This is a genomic window from Streptomyces sp. NPDC059866, assembly GCF_042731325.1.
GTDB lineage: Bacteria > Actinomycetota > Actinomycetes > Streptomycetales > Streptomycetaceae > Streptomyces > Streptomyces flavusporus.
The window spans coordinates 1-20138 of the sequence record NZ_JBHWJT010000024.1 but is presented as its reverse complement, the minus strand read 5'-3'; the positions used below and the strand labels follow the sequence as shown (position 1 = coordinate 20138).

At 70.0% G+C, this 20138-nt stretch carries 15 protein-coding genes and 1 rRNA gene; 7 read left to right on the top strand and 9 right to left on the bottom strand.

The window, feature by feature from the left end; genetic code table 11:
• Nucleotides 1-32: 32 nt before the first annotated feature.
• Nucleotides 33-2840: a preprotein translocase subunit SecA gene (secA, locus tag ACFV7R_RS32150; RefSeq protein ID WP_385269743.1), complete on the bottom strand. Its 2808-nt coding sequence runs from the start codon at nt 2838-2840 to the stop codon at nt 33-35.
• A 304-nt stretch (nt 2841-3144) separates the two neighbouring features.
• Between secA and ACFV7R_RS32145 the strand changes: the two genes are divergently transcribed.
• Both ACFV7R_RS32145 and ACFV7R_RS32140 read left to right on the top strand, forming a co-directional pair.
• On the top strand, nt 3145-3714 hold the full coding sequence (locus ACFV7R_RS32145; RefSeq protein ID WP_385269741.1) for a GNAT family N-acetyltransferase: 570 nt from the start codon (nt 3145-3147) through the stop codon (nt 3712-3714).
• Nucleotides 3715-3890: 176 nt separating this feature from the next.
• The gene (locus ACFV7R_RS32140) at nt 3891-5087 is read left to right on the top strand and encodes a winged helix-turn-helix domain-containing protein (protein WP_385269739.1); all 1197 of its coding nucleotides are present in this window, start codon (nt 3891-3893) and stop codon (nt 5085-5087) included.
• Nucleotides 5088-5099: 12 nt separating this feature from the next.
• Here the strand turns inward: ACFV7R_RS32140 and ACFV7R_RS32135 are convergent, their stop codons facing one another.
• The 7 genes from ACFV7R_RS32135 to mtnA all read right to left on the bottom strand — a co-directional run bounded on the left by ACFV7R_RS32135 (nt 5100) and on the right by mtnA (nt 14200).
• A complete protein-coding gene (locus tag ACFV7R_RS32135; protein ID WP_385269737.1) occupies nt 5100-5846 on the bottom strand; it encodes a response regulator in 747 nt (248 codons plus the stop codon).
• A 206-nt stretch (nt 5847-6052) separates the two neighbouring features.
• Entirely contained in the window at nt 6053-6745 is a 693-nt protein-coding gene (gene hpf / locus ACFV7R_RS32130) for a ribosome hibernation-promoting factor, HPF/YfiA family (protein ID WP_385269735.1), read from the bottom strand.
• A 316-nt stretch (nt 6746-7061) separates the two neighbouring features.
• Nucleotides 7062-7997 (bottom strand): ComF family protein, encoded by a 936-nt coding sequence (locus ACFV7R_RS32125; RefSeq protein ID WP_385269733.1) that lies wholly within the window; start codon nt 7995-7997, stop codon nt 7062-7064.
• Nucleotides 7998-8262: 265 nt separating this feature from the next.
• Nucleotides 8263-10113 carry an LpqB family beta-propeller domain-containing protein gene (locus tag ACFV7R_RS32120; protein ID WP_385269731.1) on the bottom strand — a complete coding sequence of 617 codons (1851 nt, stop codon included), beginning with the start codon at nt 10111-10113 and terminating at the stop codon, nt 8263-8265.
• A complete protein-coding gene (mtrB, locus tag ACFV7R_RS32115) occupies nt 10103-12178 on the bottom strand; it encodes an MtrAB system histidine kinase MtrB (protein ID WP_385269729.1) in 2076 nt (691 codons plus the stop codon). Before mtrB ends, ACFV7R_RS32120 begins: the two co-directional genes overlap by 11 nt.
• A 1-nt stretch (nt 12179) precedes the next feature.
• Complete coding sequence (mtrA, locus tag ACFV7R_RS32110; RefSeq protein ID WP_187283109.1) at nt 12180-12869, bottom strand: two-component system response regulator MtrA; 690 nt, start codon at nt 12867-12869, stop codon at nt 12180-12182.
• 188 nt (nt 12870-13057) lie between these two features.
• Nucleotides 13058-14200 (bottom strand): S-methyl-5-thioribose-1-phosphate isomerase, encoded by a 1143-nt coding sequence (gene mtnA / locus ACFV7R_RS32105; RefSeq protein WP_385269727.1) that lies wholly within the window; start codon nt 14198-14200, stop codon nt 13058-13060.
• Nucleotides 14201-14340: 140 nt separating this feature from the next.
• Here mtnA and ACFV7R_RS32100 point away from each other — a divergent pair, with 140 nt between their 5' ends.
• Genes ACFV7R_RS32100 through ACFV7R_RS32080 form a run of 5 tightly spaced genes read left to right on the top strand, consistent with a single transcriptional unit; the run spans nt 14341 to nt 19990 of the window.
• Complete coding sequence (locus ACFV7R_RS32100; protein WP_385269725.1) at nt 14341-15675, top strand: hypothetical protein; 1335 nt, start codon at nt 14341-14343, stop codon at nt 15673-15675.
• A 4-nt stretch (nt 15676-15679) separates the two neighbouring features.
• Nucleotides 15680-16498 carry a DUF4129 domain-containing protein gene (locus ACFV7R_RS32095; protein WP_385269723.1) on the top strand — a complete coding sequence of 273 codons (819 nt, stop codon included), beginning with the start codon at nt 15680-15682 and terminating at the stop codon, nt 16496-16498.
• Entirely contained in the window at nt 16495-17691 is a 1197-nt protein-coding gene (locus tag ACFV7R_RS32090) for a DUF4350 domain-containing protein (RefSeq protein ID WP_385269721.1), read from the top strand. The genes ACFV7R_RS32095 and ACFV7R_RS32090 overlap by 4 nt, the downstream gene beginning before the upstream one ends.
• Nucleotides 17691-18680 (top strand): AAA family ATPase, encoded by a 990-nt coding sequence (locus tag ACFV7R_RS32085; protein ID WP_385269970.1) that lies wholly within the window; start codon nt 17691-17693, stop codon nt 18678-18680. Before ACFV7R_RS32090 ends, ACFV7R_RS32085 begins: the two co-directional genes overlap by 1 nt.
• On the top strand, nt 18680-19990 hold the full coding sequence (locus ACFV7R_RS32080; protein WP_385269719.1) for a DUF58 domain-containing protein: 1311 nt from the start codon (nt 18680-18682) through the stop codon (nt 19988-19990). The genes ACFV7R_RS32085 and ACFV7R_RS32080 overlap by 1 nt, the downstream gene beginning before the upstream one ends.
• 57 nt (nt 19991-20047) lie before the next feature.
• Here the strand turns inward: ACFV7R_RS32080 and rrf are convergent.
• Nucleotides 20048-20138, bottom strand: a 5S ribosomal RNA gene (rrf, locus tag ACFV7R_RS32075); the annotation flags it as partial.

Below are 20138 nucleotides of genomic sequence, written 5' to 3'. Positions count from 1 at the left end.
GCCCTTCCGCTGCTACGACGCCTCAGGCGCCGTCACTTCTTGCGGCGCCGCCCGCCCTTGGCCTGCTTGCGACGCTCCGCGCGCGTGAGGCCGTCGGCCGCAGACCGCACCGGCTCCTCCTCGCTGAAGTCGCCCTCGATGGTGCCGCCCTCGCCGTCCACGGTCGGAGCGGTGAAGTGCAGGTTCCGCCGCTGCGGTGCCTCCAGGCCCTTGGCGCGGATCTCGGGGCGCGCCCCCGCCTGCGCGGGCACCGCGTCCTGCTTCTCCAGGGTCGGCTTGGCGTCCTCGACGGGCACCTCCTCGACCTGCTGCTCGACCTGGACCTCCAGGTTGAACAGGTAGCCGACGGACTCCTCCTTGATGCCCTCCATCATGGCGGTGAACATGTCGAAGCCCTCGCGCTGGTACTCGACCAGCGGGTCCTTCTGCGCCATCGCGCGCAGGCCGATGCCCTCCTGGAGGTAGTCCATCTCGTAGAGGTGCTCGCGCCACTTGCGGTCCAGGACCGACAGCACGACCCGGCGCTCCAGCTCACGCATGATCTCGGAGCCGAGCTGCGCCTCACGGGCCTCGTACTGCTCGTGGATGTCGTCCTTGATGGACTCGGCGATGAAGTCGGCGGTGAGTCCGGCCCGGTCGCCGGCCGCCTCCTCCAGCTCCTCGACGGTGATCTTCACCGGGTAGAGCTGCTTGAAGGCGCCCCACAGCCGGTCCAGGTCCCACTCCTCGGCGAAGCCCTCGGCGGTCTCCGCGGCGACATAGGCGTCGATCGTGTCGTCCATGAAGTGCTGCACCTGCTCGTGCAGGTCCTCGCCCTCCAGGACACGGCGCCGCTCGCCGTAGATGACCTCACGCTGCCGGTTGAGGACCTCGTCGTACTTCAGGACGTTCTTACGGGTCTCGAAGTTCTGCTGCTCGACCTGCGACTGGGCGGACGCGATCGCGCGCGTGACCATCTTGTTCTCGATCGGCACATCGTCCGGGACGTTCGCCATCGCCATCACGCGCTCAACCATCTGCGCCTTGAACAGCCGCATCAGGTCGTCGCCGAGGGAGAGGTAGAAGCGGGACTCGCCGGGGTCGCCCTGACGGCCGGAACGACCGCGCAGCTGGTTGTCGATACGCCGCGACTCGTGCCGCTCGGTGCCCAGCACGTAGAGGCCGCCGAGGCCCTTGACCTCCTCGAACTCCGCCTGCACCGCCTTCTCGGCCCGCTCCAGGGCGGCGGGAAGCGCGGCGGCCCACTCCTCGATGTGCTCCTCGGGGTCGAGGCCACGCTGGCGCAGCTCGGCCTCCGCGAGGTCGTCGGGGTTGCCGCCGAGCTTGATGTCCGTACCACGGCCGGCCATGTTCGTCGCCACGGTCACGGCGCCCTTGCGGCCGGCCTGGGCGACGATCTGCGCCTCACGGTCGTGCTGCTTGGCGTTGAGCACCTCGTGCTGGATGCCGCGCTTGCTGAGCTGCTGCGAGAGGTACTCGGACTTCTCGACCGAGGTGGTGCCGACCAGGATCGGCTGGCCCTTCTCGTGCTTCTCGGAGATGTCGTCGACGACCGCGTCGAACTTCGCGACCTCGGTGCGGTAGATCAGGTCCGACTGGTCCTTACGGATCATCGGCTTGTTGGTCGGGATCGGCACCACACCGAGCTTGTAGATCTGGTGGAACTCGGCGGCCTCGGTCATCGCCGTACCGGTCATGCCGGAGAGCTTGTTGTAGAGGCGGAAGAAGTTCTGCAGGGTGATCGTGGCGAGCGTCTGGTTCTCGTCCTTGATCGGCACCCCTTCCTTCGCCTCGATCGCCTGGTGCATGCCCTCGTTGTAGCGACGGCCGGCGAGGATACGACCGGTGTGCTCGTCGACGATCATGACCTCGCCGTCGATGACGACGTAGTCCTTGTCCTTCTTGAAGAGCTCCTTGGCCTTGATGGCGTTGTTCAGGTAGCCCACCAGCGGCGTGTTCACCGACTCGTAGAGGTTGTCGATGCCCAGCCAGTCCTCGACCTTGCTGACACCGGTCTCGTGGATGGCGACCGTGCGCTTCTTCTCGTCGACGTCGTAGTCGCCGGTCTCCTCGATGCCCTTGAGCGGCTGGCCGGCCTCACCGCGCTTGAGCCGGGTGACGAGCTTGGCGAAGTCGCCGTACCACTTGGTGGCCTGGTCGGCCGGGCCCGAGATGATCAGCGGTGTACGGGCCTCGTCGATGAGGATGGAGTCGACCTCGTCGACGATGGCGAAGTTGTGCCCGCGCTGGACGAGCTCCTCCTTCGACCACGCCATGTTGTCGCGCAGGTAGTCGAAGCCGAACTCGTTGTTCGTGCCGTAGGTGATGTCGCACGCGTACTGCTCGCGGCGCTGGGCCGGCGTCATGTTGGCCAGGATGCAGCCGACGCTCAGTCCCAGGAACTTGTGGACGCGGCCCATCATCTCGGAGTCGCGCTCGGCCAGGTAGTCGTTGACCGTGATGAGGTGGACGCCGTCACCGGACAGGGCGTTCAGATACGCGGGCAGCGTACCCACCAGGGTCTTGCCCTCACCGGTCTTCATCTCGGCGACGTAGCCGAGGTGGAGGGCGGCGCCGCCCATCATCTGCACGTCGTAGTGCCGCTGGCCGAGGACGCGCTTGGCGGCCTCGCGCACAGTGGCGAATGCCTCGGGCAGCAGGTCGTCCAGGCTCTCACCGTCGGCATAGCGCTGCTTGTACTCATCGGTGAGGGCCCGCAGCTCGGCGTCGGAGAGGTCGACGAAGTCCTCTTCGATGGAGTTGACCTGGTCCGCGATACGGTGCAGCTTGCGCAGGATCTTGCCTTCGCCTGCACGCATGATCTTCGAGAGGACGGACACGGGGTTTGGTCTCCTTGCCGGTCGGGCCTGGGACGGTCGGTTTTCCTTCGACGTACTGAGCAACGGCCATCGTATGCGAGGACCCGGCCGCGCCGGGAGGCCTGCCGGGCGACGACAGTCCACTGCAGCACATCGACGTCGTATCCGACGTCAGACCTGCCTTCAATTCTGTCTTCACACGGAACAACGGCCGGGAGTCCTGGATAGTGCCGCGGTCCTCCCACGAATTGCGCGAATCGTGATCACGCGGTCACACGCAGCGAAATGCATGGCATCGTCACGCCTTCCCGAGCAGAATCGGCCGATGGAGCCCGTCACCATCCCCACCGCCCGCCTCCTCCTGCGCACGGTCGGCCAGGACGACACGGACACCGTCTACGCCGCCTGTCAGGATCCCGTCATCCAGCGCTGGACCACGATCCCGTCGCCCTACCTCCATGAACATGCCCAGAGCTTCACGGAGCACCTGGTCCCCGACGGCTGGGCGACCGGCTCGATGTTCACTTTCGGCGTCTTCCTCAGCCAGGGGGAACTGGCAGGAATGCTCGGCATCACCATGCGTTCCCTCGGCGTGGGCGAGCTCGGCTTCTGGGCGACCGAACGCCACCGCGGCAACGGCTACATGACCGAGGCCACCCTCGCCGCCGCCCGCTGGGCCTTCACCCACCAGTCGATCGACCGCCTGGAATGGCGCGCCGAAGTGGGCAACACCGCCTCCCGCGCCGTCGCCGAACGCACCGGCTTCACCATCGAGGGCACGCTGCGCGCCGCGCTCAACAACAACGGGGTACGACGGGACTGCTGGGTGGGTTCCCTCCTGCCATCGGACCTGGGGTTGCCGTCGACGGCGCCCTATCTGCCGCCCCGCCAGTAAGTCCATGGACATTCGTGCCTCCCCCAGAGGGGGGACCCCCAGGGCGGCAGGGATGGGCGCCGACGGCACCCCGTCGTGCCGGGCTGCGCGCCCCCTCGCTCAGCCGCACAGGACCCCGGTTCACGAATCCCCAACTCACCCCGCATTGTCAGACCCACCGCCTATCGTTCGACGGCATGACGACCCCGCGCCCCACGGACCTCACCGCAGACGAAGCCCGCCGCATCGCCCTGCGCGCCCAGGGCCTCCTCGGAACCCCCAACCGCAAGGCCGGCGTCCGCGGCATACTCCGTCACCTCGGCGCAGTCCAACTCGACACCATCTCCGTTCTCGCCCGCTCCCACGAGCTCATCCCGTACGCCCGCCTCGGCGCCGTGGGCCGCAGAACCGTCGAGAACGCCTACTGGACGACTGCATCCATCGGCGCCCCTTCGGCACGACCGCACGCCTTCGAGTACTGGTCCCACGCCGCCTGCATCCTCCCCATCGAGGAGTGGCCCCACTTCGCCTTCCGCCGCCGCGCCTACCGCAACCGCCCCCACTGGAACCACGAACTCCCGGACGGCGCCTACGACCAGGTCATCAAGCAACTCCGCGCGGAGGGCCCCCTCACGGCCACGCAGCTGGGCGGCGCGAAGCGCACCAGTGATTGGTGGGACTGGTCCGGCGCCAAGGTCGCCGTCGAACGGGCCCTGATGTACGGCGAGGTGGTCTGCGTCGAGCGCCGCGGCTGGAAACGGCTCTACGACCTCGCCGAACGCGCGGTCCCCGACGCCCTGCTGCACGACGAGTTCGACGACACCGAATGCCTGCGCCGTCTGGTCCGCCTCGCCGGCCAGTCCCTCGGTGTCGGCACCCGCGCGGACATCGCCGACTACCACCGTCTCAAGGGCGAGCAGGTCGACGCGGTGATCGCCGATTCGGGCCTGGTGCCGGTCACGGTCGAGGGCTGGGGAAAGCCTGCCTGGGCGGACCCGGCGGCCCTGGAGACACCCCCACGCGGCCGCCACCGCACCACGCTCCTGTCCCCCTTCGATTCGCTGATCTGGGAACGGGCGCGCACGGAGCGGATCTTCGGCTTCACTCACCGTCTGGAGGCCTACGTCCCCAAGCAGAAGCGGGTGTACGGCTACTTCGCGATGCCGGTGCTGGCCGGCGGCCGTCTCGTCGGCCGTGTGGACCCCGCCCGCGAAGGCCGCACCCTGGTGGCCAAGCAGGTCACACTGGACGGCCCCAAGGCTGTTCCGGCGGTGGCCCAGGCCCTGATCGAGGCGGCGAGCTGGGTGGACTGCACAAACGTCCGCGTGGAACGGGTGGACGCCCCGGAACTGCACGCCCCTCTCACCACGGAACTCGCCCGCGCCCTGGCCTGAAGCCCGGTCCGGTCACCGGATTTCGAGAATCTTCTCCCGCATCGCGTACACCACCGCTTCCATCCTGGAGTGCAGCTGCAGCTTCTCCAGGATGTTGCGCACATGGTTCTTCACGGTGTTCTCGGAGATGAACAGTTCCTTGGCGATGTCCCGGTTGTTCATACCCGTGGCGACGAGCTTGAGCACTTCCAGCTCCCGGTCGGTGAGCCGCGGCGCGGGCACCAGTCGGCGTTCGTCCGTCCGCTGGATCATCGATTTGAACTCGGTGAGCAGTTTCGACGCCATGGACGGGCTGATCTGCGACTGCCCGTCGGCCACCGCGCGAATGGCCGTGGCCACCTCGTCGGTGGAGATCTCCTTGAGGAGATAACCCGTCGCGCCCGCCTTGATGGCGTCGTAGAGATCTGCTTCCTCGTCGCTGATCGTCAGCATGATGATCTTGGCGCTGGGTGCCACCTCCTTGATGGAGGTGCACGCCTCGATTCCGCCCCGCTTCGGCATCCTTACGTCCATCAGAACGATGTCGGGCAGCAGGTCGGCGGCTTTCTCCACCGCCTCGGCCCCGTCGCCCGCCTCCCCCACGACCTGGATGTCCTCCTCGGCCGCGAGCACGATCTCCAGGCCACGGCGGAACAGGGCATGGTCGTCCACGACCAGAACCCGGATCGGCTCCTTGCGTGGAGAGCCCGCGTCCGGGCCCATGCCGACGACACCGTCGTCGGCGTCCCCGTCCTGCATCGGTCCGAACCTGTCCGCCATCGTTCCTCCCCCTGAAGGCTGTGGCCCGTGGTCCTGTGCCATCACCAACCCAAGGCAACGGCCCACCGGTTGGGCCGTTGCCGCCATGATTTCATGCCCGGACGACACTCCGGTGACCGAGCGGCGGACGAAGTGGTCGCGCACCGGTGCCCCTGGGGGCGTACCCACACTCCAGGGGCACCGGATCAGCTGTCGTCCGGTTACGGTCAGCCGCCCAGCGGGCCACCCGCTTCAGGTGCGGGCGCCTGGGTGACCATCGTGTCCGTCTCGAGGTGGATCACGCCGTAGTCGTACGCATGCCGCCGGTAGACAACGCTGGGTGCCTTGGTCTCGGAGTCGACGAACAGATAGAAGTCGTGCCCCACCAGCTCCATCTCGTAGAGAGCCTGGTCAAGGGTCATGGGGGCGGCGACGTGGGTCTTCTCGCGGACCACCAGGGGGCCTTCACCCTGCACCTCCAGCGAGCCGATCTTCTTGGTGGGTACCCCGCCCGGCTCCTCCACCTGGAAGGCGCCGCCGTTGCCGTTGAGCGTTGCCACGCCCGGAACGTGGTCGGGGACCTCGGCTGCCGTGAGCCGGCGCACACCCCGGCGCGTGTGACGCTTGTCGTGCTGCCTGCGCAGCCGGGCTTCCAGCTTCTCTGCCGCCATGTCGAGTGCCGCGTACGGATCACTGGCCGCTGCCTCCGCCCGGATCACCGGACCGCGGGAGCGGAGCGTGATCTCCACTCGGTCGCTGCGGTCCGCCTGTCGGGGGTTGGGCTCCTTGGACACCTCGACGTCGAGGCTGATCACCTTGCCATCGAGCTTCTGGATCTTGTCCAGCTTCAGCTTCTCGGCCACGTGCTTGCGGAACCGCTCGGGCACCTCGGTCTTGCGGCCCTTGACGACGATGTCCACGCAGAACTCCGTTCCCGGATCGCTCCGCTTCAGTGGCGGAGCATCTCCCTTGTGCACCCGGCCCCGGGGAACCCCGGAACCTCGGACTCGGTGACGTCCACCTCCTCCTCCCCCATGGGCAAGATCTCCACCCAGCCGGCCCGGATGATTGCGGAATACCCACGGCACGGCATTCAGATTTGCGAGGGTGTGGCCTGCGGCTTTCCCTCACAACCGAACATATCTCGCCCGGACGGATGTCGTCACCCTCTACTGCCACGTACCTCCGTTCAGGTGAATACACCCTCTCACTACCTGCAACGATGCAAGATCGCAGTCAGTTCCGGTTCTTTTCGAAAGAATCCGGCGTTGCCGCGACCACAGCCGCGCAGATCACCTCGCCGGCACCGGCCGGCCCCGCCATTCCCGGGACGACACGGCCCAGGTCCGTACTCCCGTCCATTGATCCCGTCATCTGTTCCCCTGTCCTTTCCCGATTGCCTCTCCCATACACGGCCTTCTCCACATCTGCGCGTACCACGGACGCCACACCTCCGTGAGCGACCGCCCTGTCCGCCACCGCCGCCCGCACGGCACGCGCAGCCTCCGCGAGGGAGGACCCGGTGGTCATCAAGTCGTCCACCAGTACCACCGGACCGCCGTCCAGCAGCCCTGCACCACCGGCCGCCACCTGGAGAGCACCGGCAAGGTTCTCCAGCCGCTGCCGGGAGGTGAGCTCGGACTGGTCAGCGACGGCCCGCCGTTGCCGCAGTACGGCGAGCACCCGTGTGGGTGTCCCCGTTTGCCGCAGCTCGGCAGCCGCCGCGAGCGCGATCCGGCGCGCCGGATCATGCCCTCGCTTCCGCACGGCCCCACGGCCGGACGGTACGGGAACGAGCAACACCGTCCCATCGACAGCACCGCGCCGCATCCCGGCCGAGCCCGCCGCACCGCCCACCACCGTCCAGCCCTCCCGCGCGTCCCGAAGCCCCGTCCGCACCGCCCCGGCCAGAGCGACGCCGAGCGGTCCGGCGAGGGTCAGTGCGCCCCGCTCCTTGTGGGCCAACAACACCGCCCGTACCTCGTCCGCGTACCGCGCGGCCGCGTACACCACCGGCAGCCCGGGCGGCTCCGGCGCCGGTCGCACCCGGCGCGGTGCGGCCCCACTCAGGGCGGCACGGCACTCCGGGCAGAGCACCGTACGAGGCCTTCCGCAGCCTCCGCACTCGGCCGGCAGCACCAGGTCGCTGAGGTCCTGCCACCACCCCCGCATGCCCACCACTGTGCCAACGCCCGCGCCGAGCGGCCACCCCTGTGGACAACTGCCTGTGGATAACTCCCCGTCGCCCCGCCACCAGCAGAAACGGCCGTCTCCGCCGAGTCTCTCCTCGACGAAGACGGCCGCCCTTCAATGCGTCACAACACAATCCCTGACCGGAACCACCACAAGCACGGCGCAACAACCGCACCGCGCCGGGCGCCGATCCACCACCCTGACGCCGGCTCAGCGCCGCGCCAAAGCCTCACCCGGACAGGAGTCACCCCGGATAAACCGGCGCAGAGCCGTCCTTGACCACCGTCTGCCACTGCGCCCCGTCCGGCAGCCGTACGATCCCGTCCTCCGAGTACGCCACCAGCGGCAGCTGGTCGTCCTCGGCGGCGGCAATCGCCTTCACCCCGGTCAGAGCGTCGGGCGCCGGCCCCTCCGGCGTGGAGCCGTCGACCTGGACGTACTGCATCTGCTGCACGCCACCCTCCTCGCGTCCGACCACCACGAGCCGGCCGTCACCGGCCCACGACATGGTGGTGACCTCCTCCAACGCCGGTGCGGCGGGCCGCAGTTCGAAAACAGAGACTCCGGGCTGTTCGCCGTCCTTCTCGTGCGCCTCGTCCTTCGCCGCCCGCTCGATCCGCCCGACCAGCAGGGACTGCTTACCGTCGTTCTCCACGACCAGCGCGATCCGCACCCCGTCGGCCGCCACTCGCACGGACTTGATCCGCCCGTCCAGCCCCGGGACTTCCACCTCCACCGGTTCGCCCTTGCCTTCCTGGAGCATGAGCAAGCGCGGCTTCTCGGGGTTGCGGTCGGCCACCCACAGGTCGCCCCGCGCGTCCCAACTGGGCGCGGTCAGCCGGTCCTCCTCCGTCCTGCCCGTACTGCTCACCACCGGCTCCCCGAGCGAACCGCCCGACACGAGCGAGCCGACGTACAGCTCCTTGCCGTCGATGGCGACCCCGGCCGCGGTGTCCTCGTCACGCGACACCGCCACCGACCGCAACGCCTGTGCACCCTCGCCCAGTTCGCCCGGCACCGGTTCGGCGTTCGATCCCCTGCTGCTGCCCGAAATCCGTACCAGGCGGTGCTCACCGTCGATGAAGTACAGGTACTCGGGGCTCTCGGCCGAACCGCGCGCGGCGACGGTCGCTGCCCCGTCCTCGTCGAGCGCGCACAACTGCGCTCCGTCGGCCTGCACTTCGACCTCGTCCACCGCGGGAGTGAGGCTCTGCAGCGTGAACAGCAACTGGGCTGCCATCTCGTTGCACTTGGCCAGCCCCACGCGGGTGGCCTTCCCGTTCAGAGGCACCGTCAGCTTGTTCTGATCGTCGGGCGTCAGCGAGCCGGCGCCCTTCTCCAGGGCCGTACCGGTCGGGAAGCTCGACCGGACCACGGGCCCCAGCCAGGCCGTGGGCCCGTTGAGGAGCGAGCGCACCATGTGCGTCATCGGATCCACGCGCCGGCGCACGTACACGGGATCGGCGACGGCGGCCGGCTGTGAGGCCGCCCCGACCGCTGAGTTCGAGGCGAAGTAGTACTTGTTGACGGACATGTAGTTGCGCTGGAAGTCCGACTGCCCCATGACGACGCCCGGCGGCAGCCCGTCGATGCGCCACTGTTCGTTCTTCTTGTCGCGCGTGAGGTACACCTGCCTGCTGTAGGCACCCTCGGCCGGCGCATACGACTGCTCCACGTCCACCAGAGCGACCTTGGTGCCGGTGAGCGTGAAGGAGACGTTGTCGCCGTCCTCCCGGCCTCCCGCAGGACCGGCCTCGGTGGCCGGCCCGTCCGCAAGCACCATCGTGGACAGCTCCGGCCGCCAGGTCTTCGCCGCCTGCGCGGTCAGATACTGCTTCGCCGTCGCATAGTGCGGATCGTCACTGGTCAGCGCCTCGAGGAAGCCCTGCACGATCTCGGAGGGCGGGGCGTCCTCCCGGGGCGGCATGGCGAAGACCCGCACCTGGGTGTCCTGGCGCGGGGTCGACTCGACGCCCCGCAGGTCCCCGTTGTCCGGCATCGAGGCACACCCCGTCAGAAGTACGGCACCACAGGCGATGTACGCCACCGCGCGCGCCGACGTCCGCCGGGCGCCCCCCTCGCGGTCAGCGCCCACGAAATGCCTCCCCTTGATCGTTCGCCTCGTCCGGCCCTGCCTCCGCCGAACGGTTCAGGGCCGCGCTGCGTGCCGCCTCCACGGCGGGCTGGTCGTCCTGCCGTCGTGTGCCCCCCGCGGGCCGCGGCACCACCCGCGCGCCGTTGCCGGGCAGCGCCGTCGGATCGGCCGTGGGGGCAACGGCGGCCAGCCTGGGCGTGATCGGATCCCGCGGCGCCAGCGGTCCGCTGCCCGTCGTCTGTGCGGGCACCGTGGCGGTCTTCGTCCCGCCGCCGCGCGGCAGACCCGCGTCATTGAGTCCACGATTTCGGCGCGAGTCCTTGGGCTCCAGCGGTATCGGCGAGCCCCGCAGCGGCTCGTCCGCGGTCCGCGGCAGCGTCAGGCGGAACTGCGATCCACCGCCCGGCTCACCCCATGCCTGCAGCCAGCCGCCGTGCAGCCGCGCATCCTCCAGGGCGATCGACAGACCCAGACCCGTACCGCCCGTCGTACGCGCGCGTGCCGGGTCGGCACGCCAGAAGCGGTTGAAGACCCGGGTCGCCTCGCCGGGCTTGAGCCCGACGCCGTAGTCGCGCACCGCGACCGCCACCGCCCCGCCCGCCGCGGCGAGCTTGACGACGACGTCCTTGCCCTCGCCGTGCTCCACGGCATTCACGACGAGGTTGCGCAGCACCCGCTCCACTCGCCGGGCGTCGGCCTCGGCGACGACGGGCTGCTGATCGCCCACGATCCGGATCCGCGTGCCCTTGCGCTCGGCGAGCGGCTCGGCACCGCTGACGACCCGCCGTACGACCTCCCTGAGGTCTATCGCATCGGCCTCCAGCGCCGCTGCGCCCGCGTCGAAGCGGCTGATCTCCAGCAGGTCCGACAGAAGCGACTCGAACCGGTCCAGCTGGTCGGCGAGCAGCTCCGCCGACCGCGCGGTCACCGGGTCGAAGTCTTCCCGCGCCTCGTGGATGACATCGGCAGCCATCCGCACTGTCGTCAGCGGCGTTCGCAGCTCATGGGACACGTCCGACACGAACCGTCGCTGCATCCGTGACAGGTCCTCCAGCTGCTGGATCTTCAGCTGCAGGTTCTGCGCCATCTTGTTGAAGGCCTCGCCGAGACGTGCGATGTCGTCCTCGCCGGTGACCTTCATCCGCTCCTGCAGCCGACCCGCGGACAGCCGCTCGGCGATACCAGCCGCCATCCGCACCGGCGTGACGACCTGGCGCACCACGAGCCAGGCGATCGCCCCGAGGAGTACGACGACAAAGACGCCGGCCGTCGCGAGCGTCCCCTTGACCAGGCTCAGTGACTTCTCCTCCTGCGTGAGCGGGAAGAGGTAGTAGAGCTGGTACGGGTCGCCGTTCGGATCGTCGACCTCCTTGCCGATGACCAGCGCCGGCTGGGATTCCTTCTCACCGCTGTAGACGATGCGGGTGTAGCTCTGGGCGGCCGCCGTACTGCTGGTGACCCGCGCGCGCAGGGCCTCCGGCACGCTCTCGTTGGGATCCACACCGCCGGAGGCACGCGGGCCACGCCCACCGCCGCTGTCGTCTCCGGCCGGAAGCGTCACCACGTCGAAGGCGCCCTGACCACCGCTGGAGAGCGAGGAGACGAGATCACTCATCCACTGGATCACGTTCTGGGAGGGGCGGCCGTCGACCTGGGCCGCCCCGTCACCGGTTCCGCTCGCCGCCTCGTCGGCCTTCTGCTTGGCCACCGCGAATCCGCCCGTGGCCTGGCTCTGCGACGCCTTCACCTTGGCGTCCAGCAGTCCGTTGCGCACCTGCCCGATGACGACGAAGCCGAGCAGCAGGACGACACCCAGCGACATCAGCAGCGTCGTGACGACGACCTTGAGCTGGATGTTGCGCCGCCACAACCGCATGACGGGCAGCAACGGCCGACGCACCCAGCGCATGAACAGACGCAGGACCGGGCTGCCCTGGACCCCGCCCTGCAGCAGCCCGCTCTCGAGAAAACGTCCCCAGCGGGAGCCCGCCGCCTTCCGGCCGACAGGCCGCCCCGCACCGCCCCCGGACCTGCCGGGCGCCGAAGCGGCACTGTCCCCGGACATGTCAGCTCGGCCCCGCCTTGTAACCGACACCACGCACGGTCACCACGATTTCCGGCCGCTCCGGGTCCTTCTCGACCTTGGAGCGCAGCCGCTGCACATGGACGTTGACCAGCCGCGTGTCCGCCGCGTGCCGGTAGCCCCACACCTGCTCCAGGAGCACCTCGCGCGTGAACACCTGCCACGGCTTACGGGCCAGCGCGACCAGCAGATCGAACTCCAGCGGCGTCAGCGCAATGGACTGCCCGTCCCGCTTCACGGAGTGCCCGGCCACATCGATGACCAGGTCACCGATGGCGAGCTGCTCGGGAGCGGGCTCCTCGGACCTCCTGAGCCGCGCCCGGATCCGGGCGACGAGCTCCTTCGGCTTGAACGGCTTCACGATGTAGTCGTCGGCGCCCGACTCCAGACCCACCACCACGTCGACGGTGTCGCTCTTGGCCGTGAGCATCACGATCGGCACCCCGGACTCTGCCCGGATCAGGCGGCACACCTCGATGCCGTCCCGGCCGGGCAGCATCAGGTCGAGCAGTACCAGATCGGGTTTGGCCTCCCGGAAAGCGGCCAGCGCCTTGTCGCCGTCGGCTACAAAAGACGGCTCAAAACCTTCACCACGCAGCACGATGCCGAGCATCTCGGCCAGTGCGGTGTCGTCGTCGACGACAAGGACTCGTCCCTTCATAAACGACATCATCCCATTCTCGTAACGGTGACCGGGCCGCTGGTGAGGGAGGTCACTGGCCCGTGACGATAGTCGTACGAGGTCGCTACTGTCTGCCCTCGCCCGTCGCCGTTGATCTCAGCGGGGGATGCCGGGCCGCGCCTCGTGCGCACAGCAATCGGCCCCGCCCTCCCGCTCAGGGGCCACAAGGACGGTGCTCGTCAGCCGATCACGGCCTGGCGCGACCTGGCACACATCTCGGCCAGGGCCTCAGCGGTCACCGGCGACACGGCTCCCTCCTCGGTCACGATCGCTGTCACCAGCTCGGGTGGTGTGACGTCGAACGCCGGGTTGTACGCCTGCGTCCCCAGCGGCGCCACCGGCACTCCGCCGCCCGCTCCCGTCACCGGCACGTTGGGGGCCGCGACCTCGGTCACCTCGTATCCCGGCCGCTGCTCGACCTCGATGGACGCCCCGTCCGGCGTGTCCGGATCCACCGTCGTCACCGGCGCCACCACGATGAACGGCACATGGTGGTACCGCGCGAGCACCGCGAGGGGATAGCTCCCGACCTTGTTCGCCACCGAACCGTCGGCCGCGATGCGATCCGCCCCGATCAGCACGGCGTCCACCTCCCTGGCCGCGAACAACGAACCCGCCGCGTTGTCGGTGAGCAGGGTGTAGGCCATGCCGCTGCGCGCCGCCTCGTACGCCGTCAGGCGGGCCCCCTGCAGCAAGGGACGCGTTTCGTCCACCCACAGCCGCCTGAGCTGTCCCTGCCGATGTGCGGCGAGCGCCACCGCGAACGCCGTCCCCGAGCCGCCCGACACCAGTGACCCGGTGTTGCAGTGCGTGAGGATCCGGTGACCGCCGCCGGGCAGCAGCTCGTCCAGCAGCGCCAGCCCGTGCACAGCCATCCGGGCGCTGGCCTCCGTGTCCTCCTGGTGCAGCTGCCGCGCCGCCGCCAGCGCCGCCTCGGCGGCCGACCCGGCACTCCCGCCCCGGGCGAGCGCCGCCAAGTATGCGGACCGGGCCCGGCGCACGCCGACGGAGAGGTTCACCGCGGTGGGCCGGGCGCCCGCCAGCGCGTTTGCGGCCTCGTCCACGTCGAACCCGCGCGCGGCGGCGAGCGCGACGCCGTACGCGCCCGCGATGCCGAGCAATGGCGCCCCGCGCACGGCGAGCGAGCGGATCGCCTCCACCAGCGCGGGTGCGTCCGTACAGACCAGCTCGACCTCTTCGGCCGGCAGCCTTGTCTGGTCGAGCAGGACCACGACCGGACCCTCGGGGGGCTCTTCCCACCGGATCGCCGGTATCCCGGTCGGCGGTTTTTCCTCGCCGGATTGCGCGTACTGATCAGCCATGCGGTCAGTCTGCCCGTAGTACGGCGGACAATTGAAGGTGTGCAGCCCATACCGCGGCCGGTCCCTGGGTCACCACCCCATGGCACGATGTCTGCCAACCTGCCGCCGCGACAGCGGACGGGCACCGTGAAGGAGCGACGATGAAAGACACGCCGGGCTGGGCCTCGCCCGGATCCGCCCCGTCCGACGGGCAGGAACCCGGCACGTCCGGCCCCGCCGAACAGCCCGACCAGCCGACCCCCGCACAGCCCGCGGACCAGCCGGGCCCGCAGCCGCAGAATCCCGGCTCGAAGTGGTCCAAGGAGCAGCCGCCACCCGCCCAGTGGTCTGCCCCCGGCGGCTCCCCGGGCCAGGCACCGCCGCCCCCACCGCCCGGCCCCGGCTGGGGCAGCCGGCCCCCCGGCGGGTACGGCGGCGGCCACGGCAACTGGCAAGGCCCCGCAGGACACGGCGGCTGGGGCGGCCAGTGGGGCGGTCCCCCACCCGCGGCCAAGCCTGGCGTGATCCCCCTGCGTCCGCTCGGCGTCGGCGAGATCCTCGACGGCGCCGTCTCCACGATGCGCACCTACTGGCGCACCGTGCTCGGCATCTCGCTGACGGTCGCGGTCGTCACGGAGATCGTCGTCATCCTGCTCCAGGGCCTCGTCCTGAACGACAGGACCAGCACGGAGGCCCTCAACGACCCGAGCGCCACCCTCGGCGAACTGACCCGCGCCCTGAGCGACGCGCTGCTCAGTTCCGGAGTCGTCTTCCTGATCTCCCTGATCGGCACCGTCGCGGCGACCGCGCTGCTCACCACCGTGACCAGCCGTGCGGTCCTCGGCAAGCCCGTGACCACAGCCGAGGCCTGGGGCGACGCCCGTCCGCGGGTGGTGAAACTGTTCGGCCTGATCTTCCTGTTGCTCCTCATCGCCGTTGGAGTCGCCTTCGTGGGTGCCGTCCCCGGCATCCTCGTGGCACTGGCGGGAGGGGGCGCCGCCGGCGCGGGACTCATCGTCCTGGGCAGCCTGTGCACCGGTGTCGTCGCCCTGTGGCTGATGATCCGCTTCTCCCTGGCCTCCGCGGCACTGATGCTGGAGAAGCAGGGCATCATGAAGGCGATGAGCCGCTCCGCGAAGCTCGTGCGCGGCTCCTGGTGGCGGGTCTTCGGCATCCAACTGCTCGCCACGATCATCGCGAACATCGTCGCTGCGATCGTCGTCATCCCCTTCGGGTTCCTCGCCGCAGCGCTCAGCGGTGACGGCGTCAGCGGCTTCCTGGAGGGCACCGGCGACTTCGGCTGGACGTTCCTGATCATCAGCGGGATCGGCTCGGTGATCGGTTCCATGATCACGTTCCCGATCACGGCAGGCGTGACCGTGCTCCTCTACATCGACCAGCGCATCCGCCGCGAGGCCCTCGACCTCGAACTCGCCCGCGCCGCCGGTGTCCAGAGCTACGGCTCCGGCCCTGTCGGCTCCACGCCCGGGAGCTGATGCGGTGAGCCTGGCCGGGGACGTCCTCACAGCCGCGCCGGCCCTGCCGCGCGCCGCCGACACGGCCGTACGTGCCTGGCTCCGCGTCGGCGACCATGCCGTGCGCCCGTCGCACCACGGCGGCGGCACGACTGTGTCGGCCCTCGCCGGCTCGAGCGACGAGCCGCCGCTGACGATCCCGCGGGACCCGGCGCGGGAGGCGGCCCGGCGCGAGCTGTCCAAGCGGCTGTACCACGAGGACGACCCCGGCCTCTTCCAACGGGCCCTCGACGCCTTCTGGGGCTGGGTCGACGACCTGTTGGGCGCCGCGTCCGCTGCCACACCCGGAGGCGCACTCGGCCTCGTCGTCGTCATCATCGCCGTCGTCACCGTCCTGGCCGCCCTGTGGTGGCGCCTGGGCACCCCGCGCCGCCAACCGGCCTCTTCCGCCACCCTGTTCGACGACCGCCCCCGCAGTGCAGCCGAACACCGCGCGGCCGCCGAGGCCCACGCCGCCCAGCACCACTGGAACCGAGCCCTCCAGGAACGCATGCGGGCCATCGTCCGCTCTCTGGAGGAACGCGCCCTCCTCGACGCCCGCCCCGGCCGCACCGCCGACGAGGCGGCCGCGGAAGCAGGCCGCGCCTTGCCCGCCCACACGGCCCGACTGCGCGCCGCCGCCCGGGACTTCGACGACGTGACATACGGCGGACGCGCGGCGACCGAGCAGTCGTACCGCCGCATCGCCGAACTCGACCGCGACCTGGAACGCACCAAACCACAGCTCACCAGCACCAGCGCCCACAGCGCCGACCACACCACCCGCCAGGGAGCCGCCGGATGACCGCCGAGGCCACGCTCCCGTCCACCTCGACCTCGCCCACCCCCCGCCAGGTGTGGACCCGCACGCGAGGCGTCGCACTCGCCCTCGCCCTCCTCCTGGCGGCCGCCGTCGCGATCGCCCTGCTCCGCTCCGACACCCACCGCGGCAGCCTCGACCCGCGCTCCGCAGACCCCCAGGGCAGCCGCGCCGTCGCCGAACTCCTCGCCGAACGCGGCGTGTCCACCCGCGTGGTCACCACCCTGGACGCGGCACGCGCCGCAGCCGCCCCGGACACCACCCTCCTGGTCGCGGTCCCAGACTTGCTGACGGACCGTCAAAAAACCGTGCTGCGTTCCACGATCGCCGAATCCGGCGGACGTACCGTCCTCGTTGCCGCCGGCAGCTCCTCCGTCGAGCAGCTCGCCCCTGGCGTCACCGCGGACCCCGCCACCAGCCTCGAGTCGACACTCGTCCCCAACTGTGACTTCCCCGCCGCGCAGCGCGCCGGCACCGCCGACACGGGCGGCCTGCGCTACACCACCACCCACCTCGACGCCGACCAGTGCTACCCCAGCGAACGCCTGGCCACCCTGATCCGCGTCCCGGATGCATCCGGGGACGGAGACACCGTCGTCCTCGGTGCGCCCGACATTCTCTTCAACGACCGCCTCGACGAGCAGGGCAACGCCTCGCTCGCCCTCCAACTCCTCGGCTCGCGCCCCCATCTGGTCTGGTACCTCCCCTCGCTCTCCGACGCCTCGGCCGCCGACCAGGACGACGAGCAGACCCTCTTCGAACTGCTCCCCTCGGGCTGGCTCTGGGGCACCCTGCAGCTCTTCGTCGCCGCAGCCCTCGCCGCCCTGTGGCGAGCACGCCGACTCGGCCCTCTGGTGCCCGAAAAACTCCCCGTGGCGATCCGCGCCTCCGAAACCGTCGAAGGCCGCGCCCGCCTCTACCGCAAGGCCAACGCCCACGACCGCGCGGCCGCGGCTCTCCGCTCCACCACTCGCACTCGCCTCGCTCCCCTCGTAGGCGTCCCCGTAGCCCAGGCGCACGCGCCCGAAGCCCTGCTCCCCGCCCTGTCCGCCCACCTCCACGGTGACCGACAGTCCCTGCACACCCTCCTCTTCGGCCCACCGCCCAGCGACGACGCGGCCCTCATCGCTCTCGCCGACCAACTCGACGCCCTCGAAAGAGAGGTACGCCGTCCATGATGGACCCGACCACTGACAACGCCGGGCAGACCGGGGACCCGGGCAACGCCCGAGCCGCCCTGGAGGCCCTGCGCGCCGAGATCGCCAAGGCTGTGGTCGGCCAGGACCCCGCCGTGACCGGCCTCGTCGTCGCACTCCTCTGCCGTGGACACGTTCTCCTGGAAGGAGTCCCCGGGGTCGCCAAAACGTTGCTCGTCCGCGCCCTCGCCTCGGCACTCGAACTCGACACCAAGCGAGTCCAGTTCACCCCCGACCTCATGCCCAGCGACGTGACCGGCTCCCTGATCTACGACACCCGCACCGCCGAGTTCTCCTTCCAGCCCGGCCCGGTCTTCACCAACCTCCTCCTCGCCGACGAGATCAACCGCACCCCGCCCAAGACCCAGTCGTCCCTCCTCGAAGCCATGGAGGAACGCCAGGTCACGGTCGACGGCATCCCACGTCCCCTCCCCGAGCCGTTCCTGGTCGCCGCGACCCAGAACCCCGTCGAGTACGAGGGCACGTATCCACTCCCCGAAGCCCAGCTGGACCGCTTCCTCCTCAAGCTCACCATCCCCCTCCCCTCCCGCCAGGACGAGATCCACGTCCTCACCCGCCACGCCGAGGGCTTCAACCCTCGCGACCTGCGCGCAGCCGGCGTACGCCCCGTAGCGGGCCCAGCCGTCCTGGAGGCCGCCCGCGCAGCAGTCGCCAAGACCACGGTGTCCCCGGAGGTCACGGCCTATGTGGTCGACATCTGCCGAGCCACCCGCGAATCGCCGTCACTCACTCTCGGCGTCTCCCCCCGCGGAGCCACCGCCCTGCTCGCCACCTCCCGCGCGTGGGCCTGGCTGACCGGCCGCGACTACGTCATCCCGGACGATGTGAAAGCCCTGGCCCTTCCCACGCTCCGTCATCGCGTCCAACTCCGCCCGGAGGCCGAGATGGAAGGCGTGACAGCCGACTCCGTCATCAACGCCGTCCTCGCCCACGTCCCCGTACCCCGCTGATGGCACTCACCGGACGCGCCGCCCTCCTCGCGGCCCTCGGCTCCCTCCCCGTCGGCCTGTGGGAACCCAGCTGGACGGGCATCCTCGCCGTGAACGCGCCCTTGGCGATCGCTTGCGCCTGCGACTTCGCCCTCGCAGCACCCGTACGACGCCTGCGCCTGAACCGCTCCGGCGACACCTCGGTACGCCTGGGCGAAACAGTCGACGTCACTCTCACGGTCAGCAACCCGTCCCGCCGACCACTCCGCGCCGACCTCCGCGACGCCTGGCCCCCCAGCAGCTGGCCCTCCGGCTCCGAGGTGGCTGCCTCCCGCCACCACCTCACGGTCCCCGCCGGTGAACGCCGTCGCATCACGACCCGCCTACGCCCCACCCGCCGCGGCGACCGCCAAGCCGACCGCGTGACCATCCGCTCATACGGCCCCCTGCGCCTGTTCACCCGCCAGGGCATTCACATCGTCCCCTGGACGGTACGCGTCCTGCCCCCCTTCACCAGCCGCAAGCACCTCCCCTCCAAACTTGCCCGCCTACGCGAACTCGACGGCCGCACGAGCGTGCTGCAGCGCGGTGAGGGCACGGAATTCGACAGCCTTCGCGAATACGTCCCCGGCGATGACACCCGCTCGATCGACTGGCGCGCCACAGCCCGCCAGTCCACGGTCGCCGTACGCACCTGGCGCCCCGAGCGCGACCGCCACATCCTCCTCGTCCTCGACACCGGCCGCACCTCCGCCGGCCGCGTGGGCGACGCCCCACGGCTCGACGCCTCGATGGACTCGGCCCTGCTCCTGGCGGCCCTCGCGTCCCGTGCCGGCGACCGCGTCGACCTGCTCGCATACGACCGCCGAGTGCGCGCCCTCGTCCAGGGCCGCACAGCAGGCGACGTCCTCCCTTCCCTGGTCAACGCCATGGCGACCCTCGAGCCCGAGCTGATCGAAACGGACGCCCGGGGCCTCACGGCCACAGCACTCCGGGCAGCCCCTCGCCGCTCCCTGATCGTGCTGCTCACCACCCTCGACGCGGCCCCCGTCGAGGAAGGCCTGCTGCCCGTCCTCCCTCGGCTCACCCAGCGCCACACAGTCCTGGTGGCATCAGTGGCAGATCCCCATATCGCCCGCATGGCAACGTCTCGCGGCGACGCCGAATCCGTCTACGATGCCGCAGCCGCTGCCCAGGCCCAATCCGAACGCCATCGCACCGCCGAACAACTCCGCCGACATGGCGTTACGGTCGTCGACGCGACCCCTGACGAATTGGCCCCGGCCCTGGCCGATGCGTATCTGTCTCTGAAGACGGCGGGCCGACTGTGAGGGAAACGCAGAAAACCCCCGAACCGGTATCCCCGGCCGGGGGTTTTCTCAATGATTGTTCGGCGGTGTCCTACTCTCCCACAGGGTCCCCCCTGCAGTACCATCGGCGCTGTAAGGCTTAGCTTCCGGGTTCGGAATGTAACCGGGC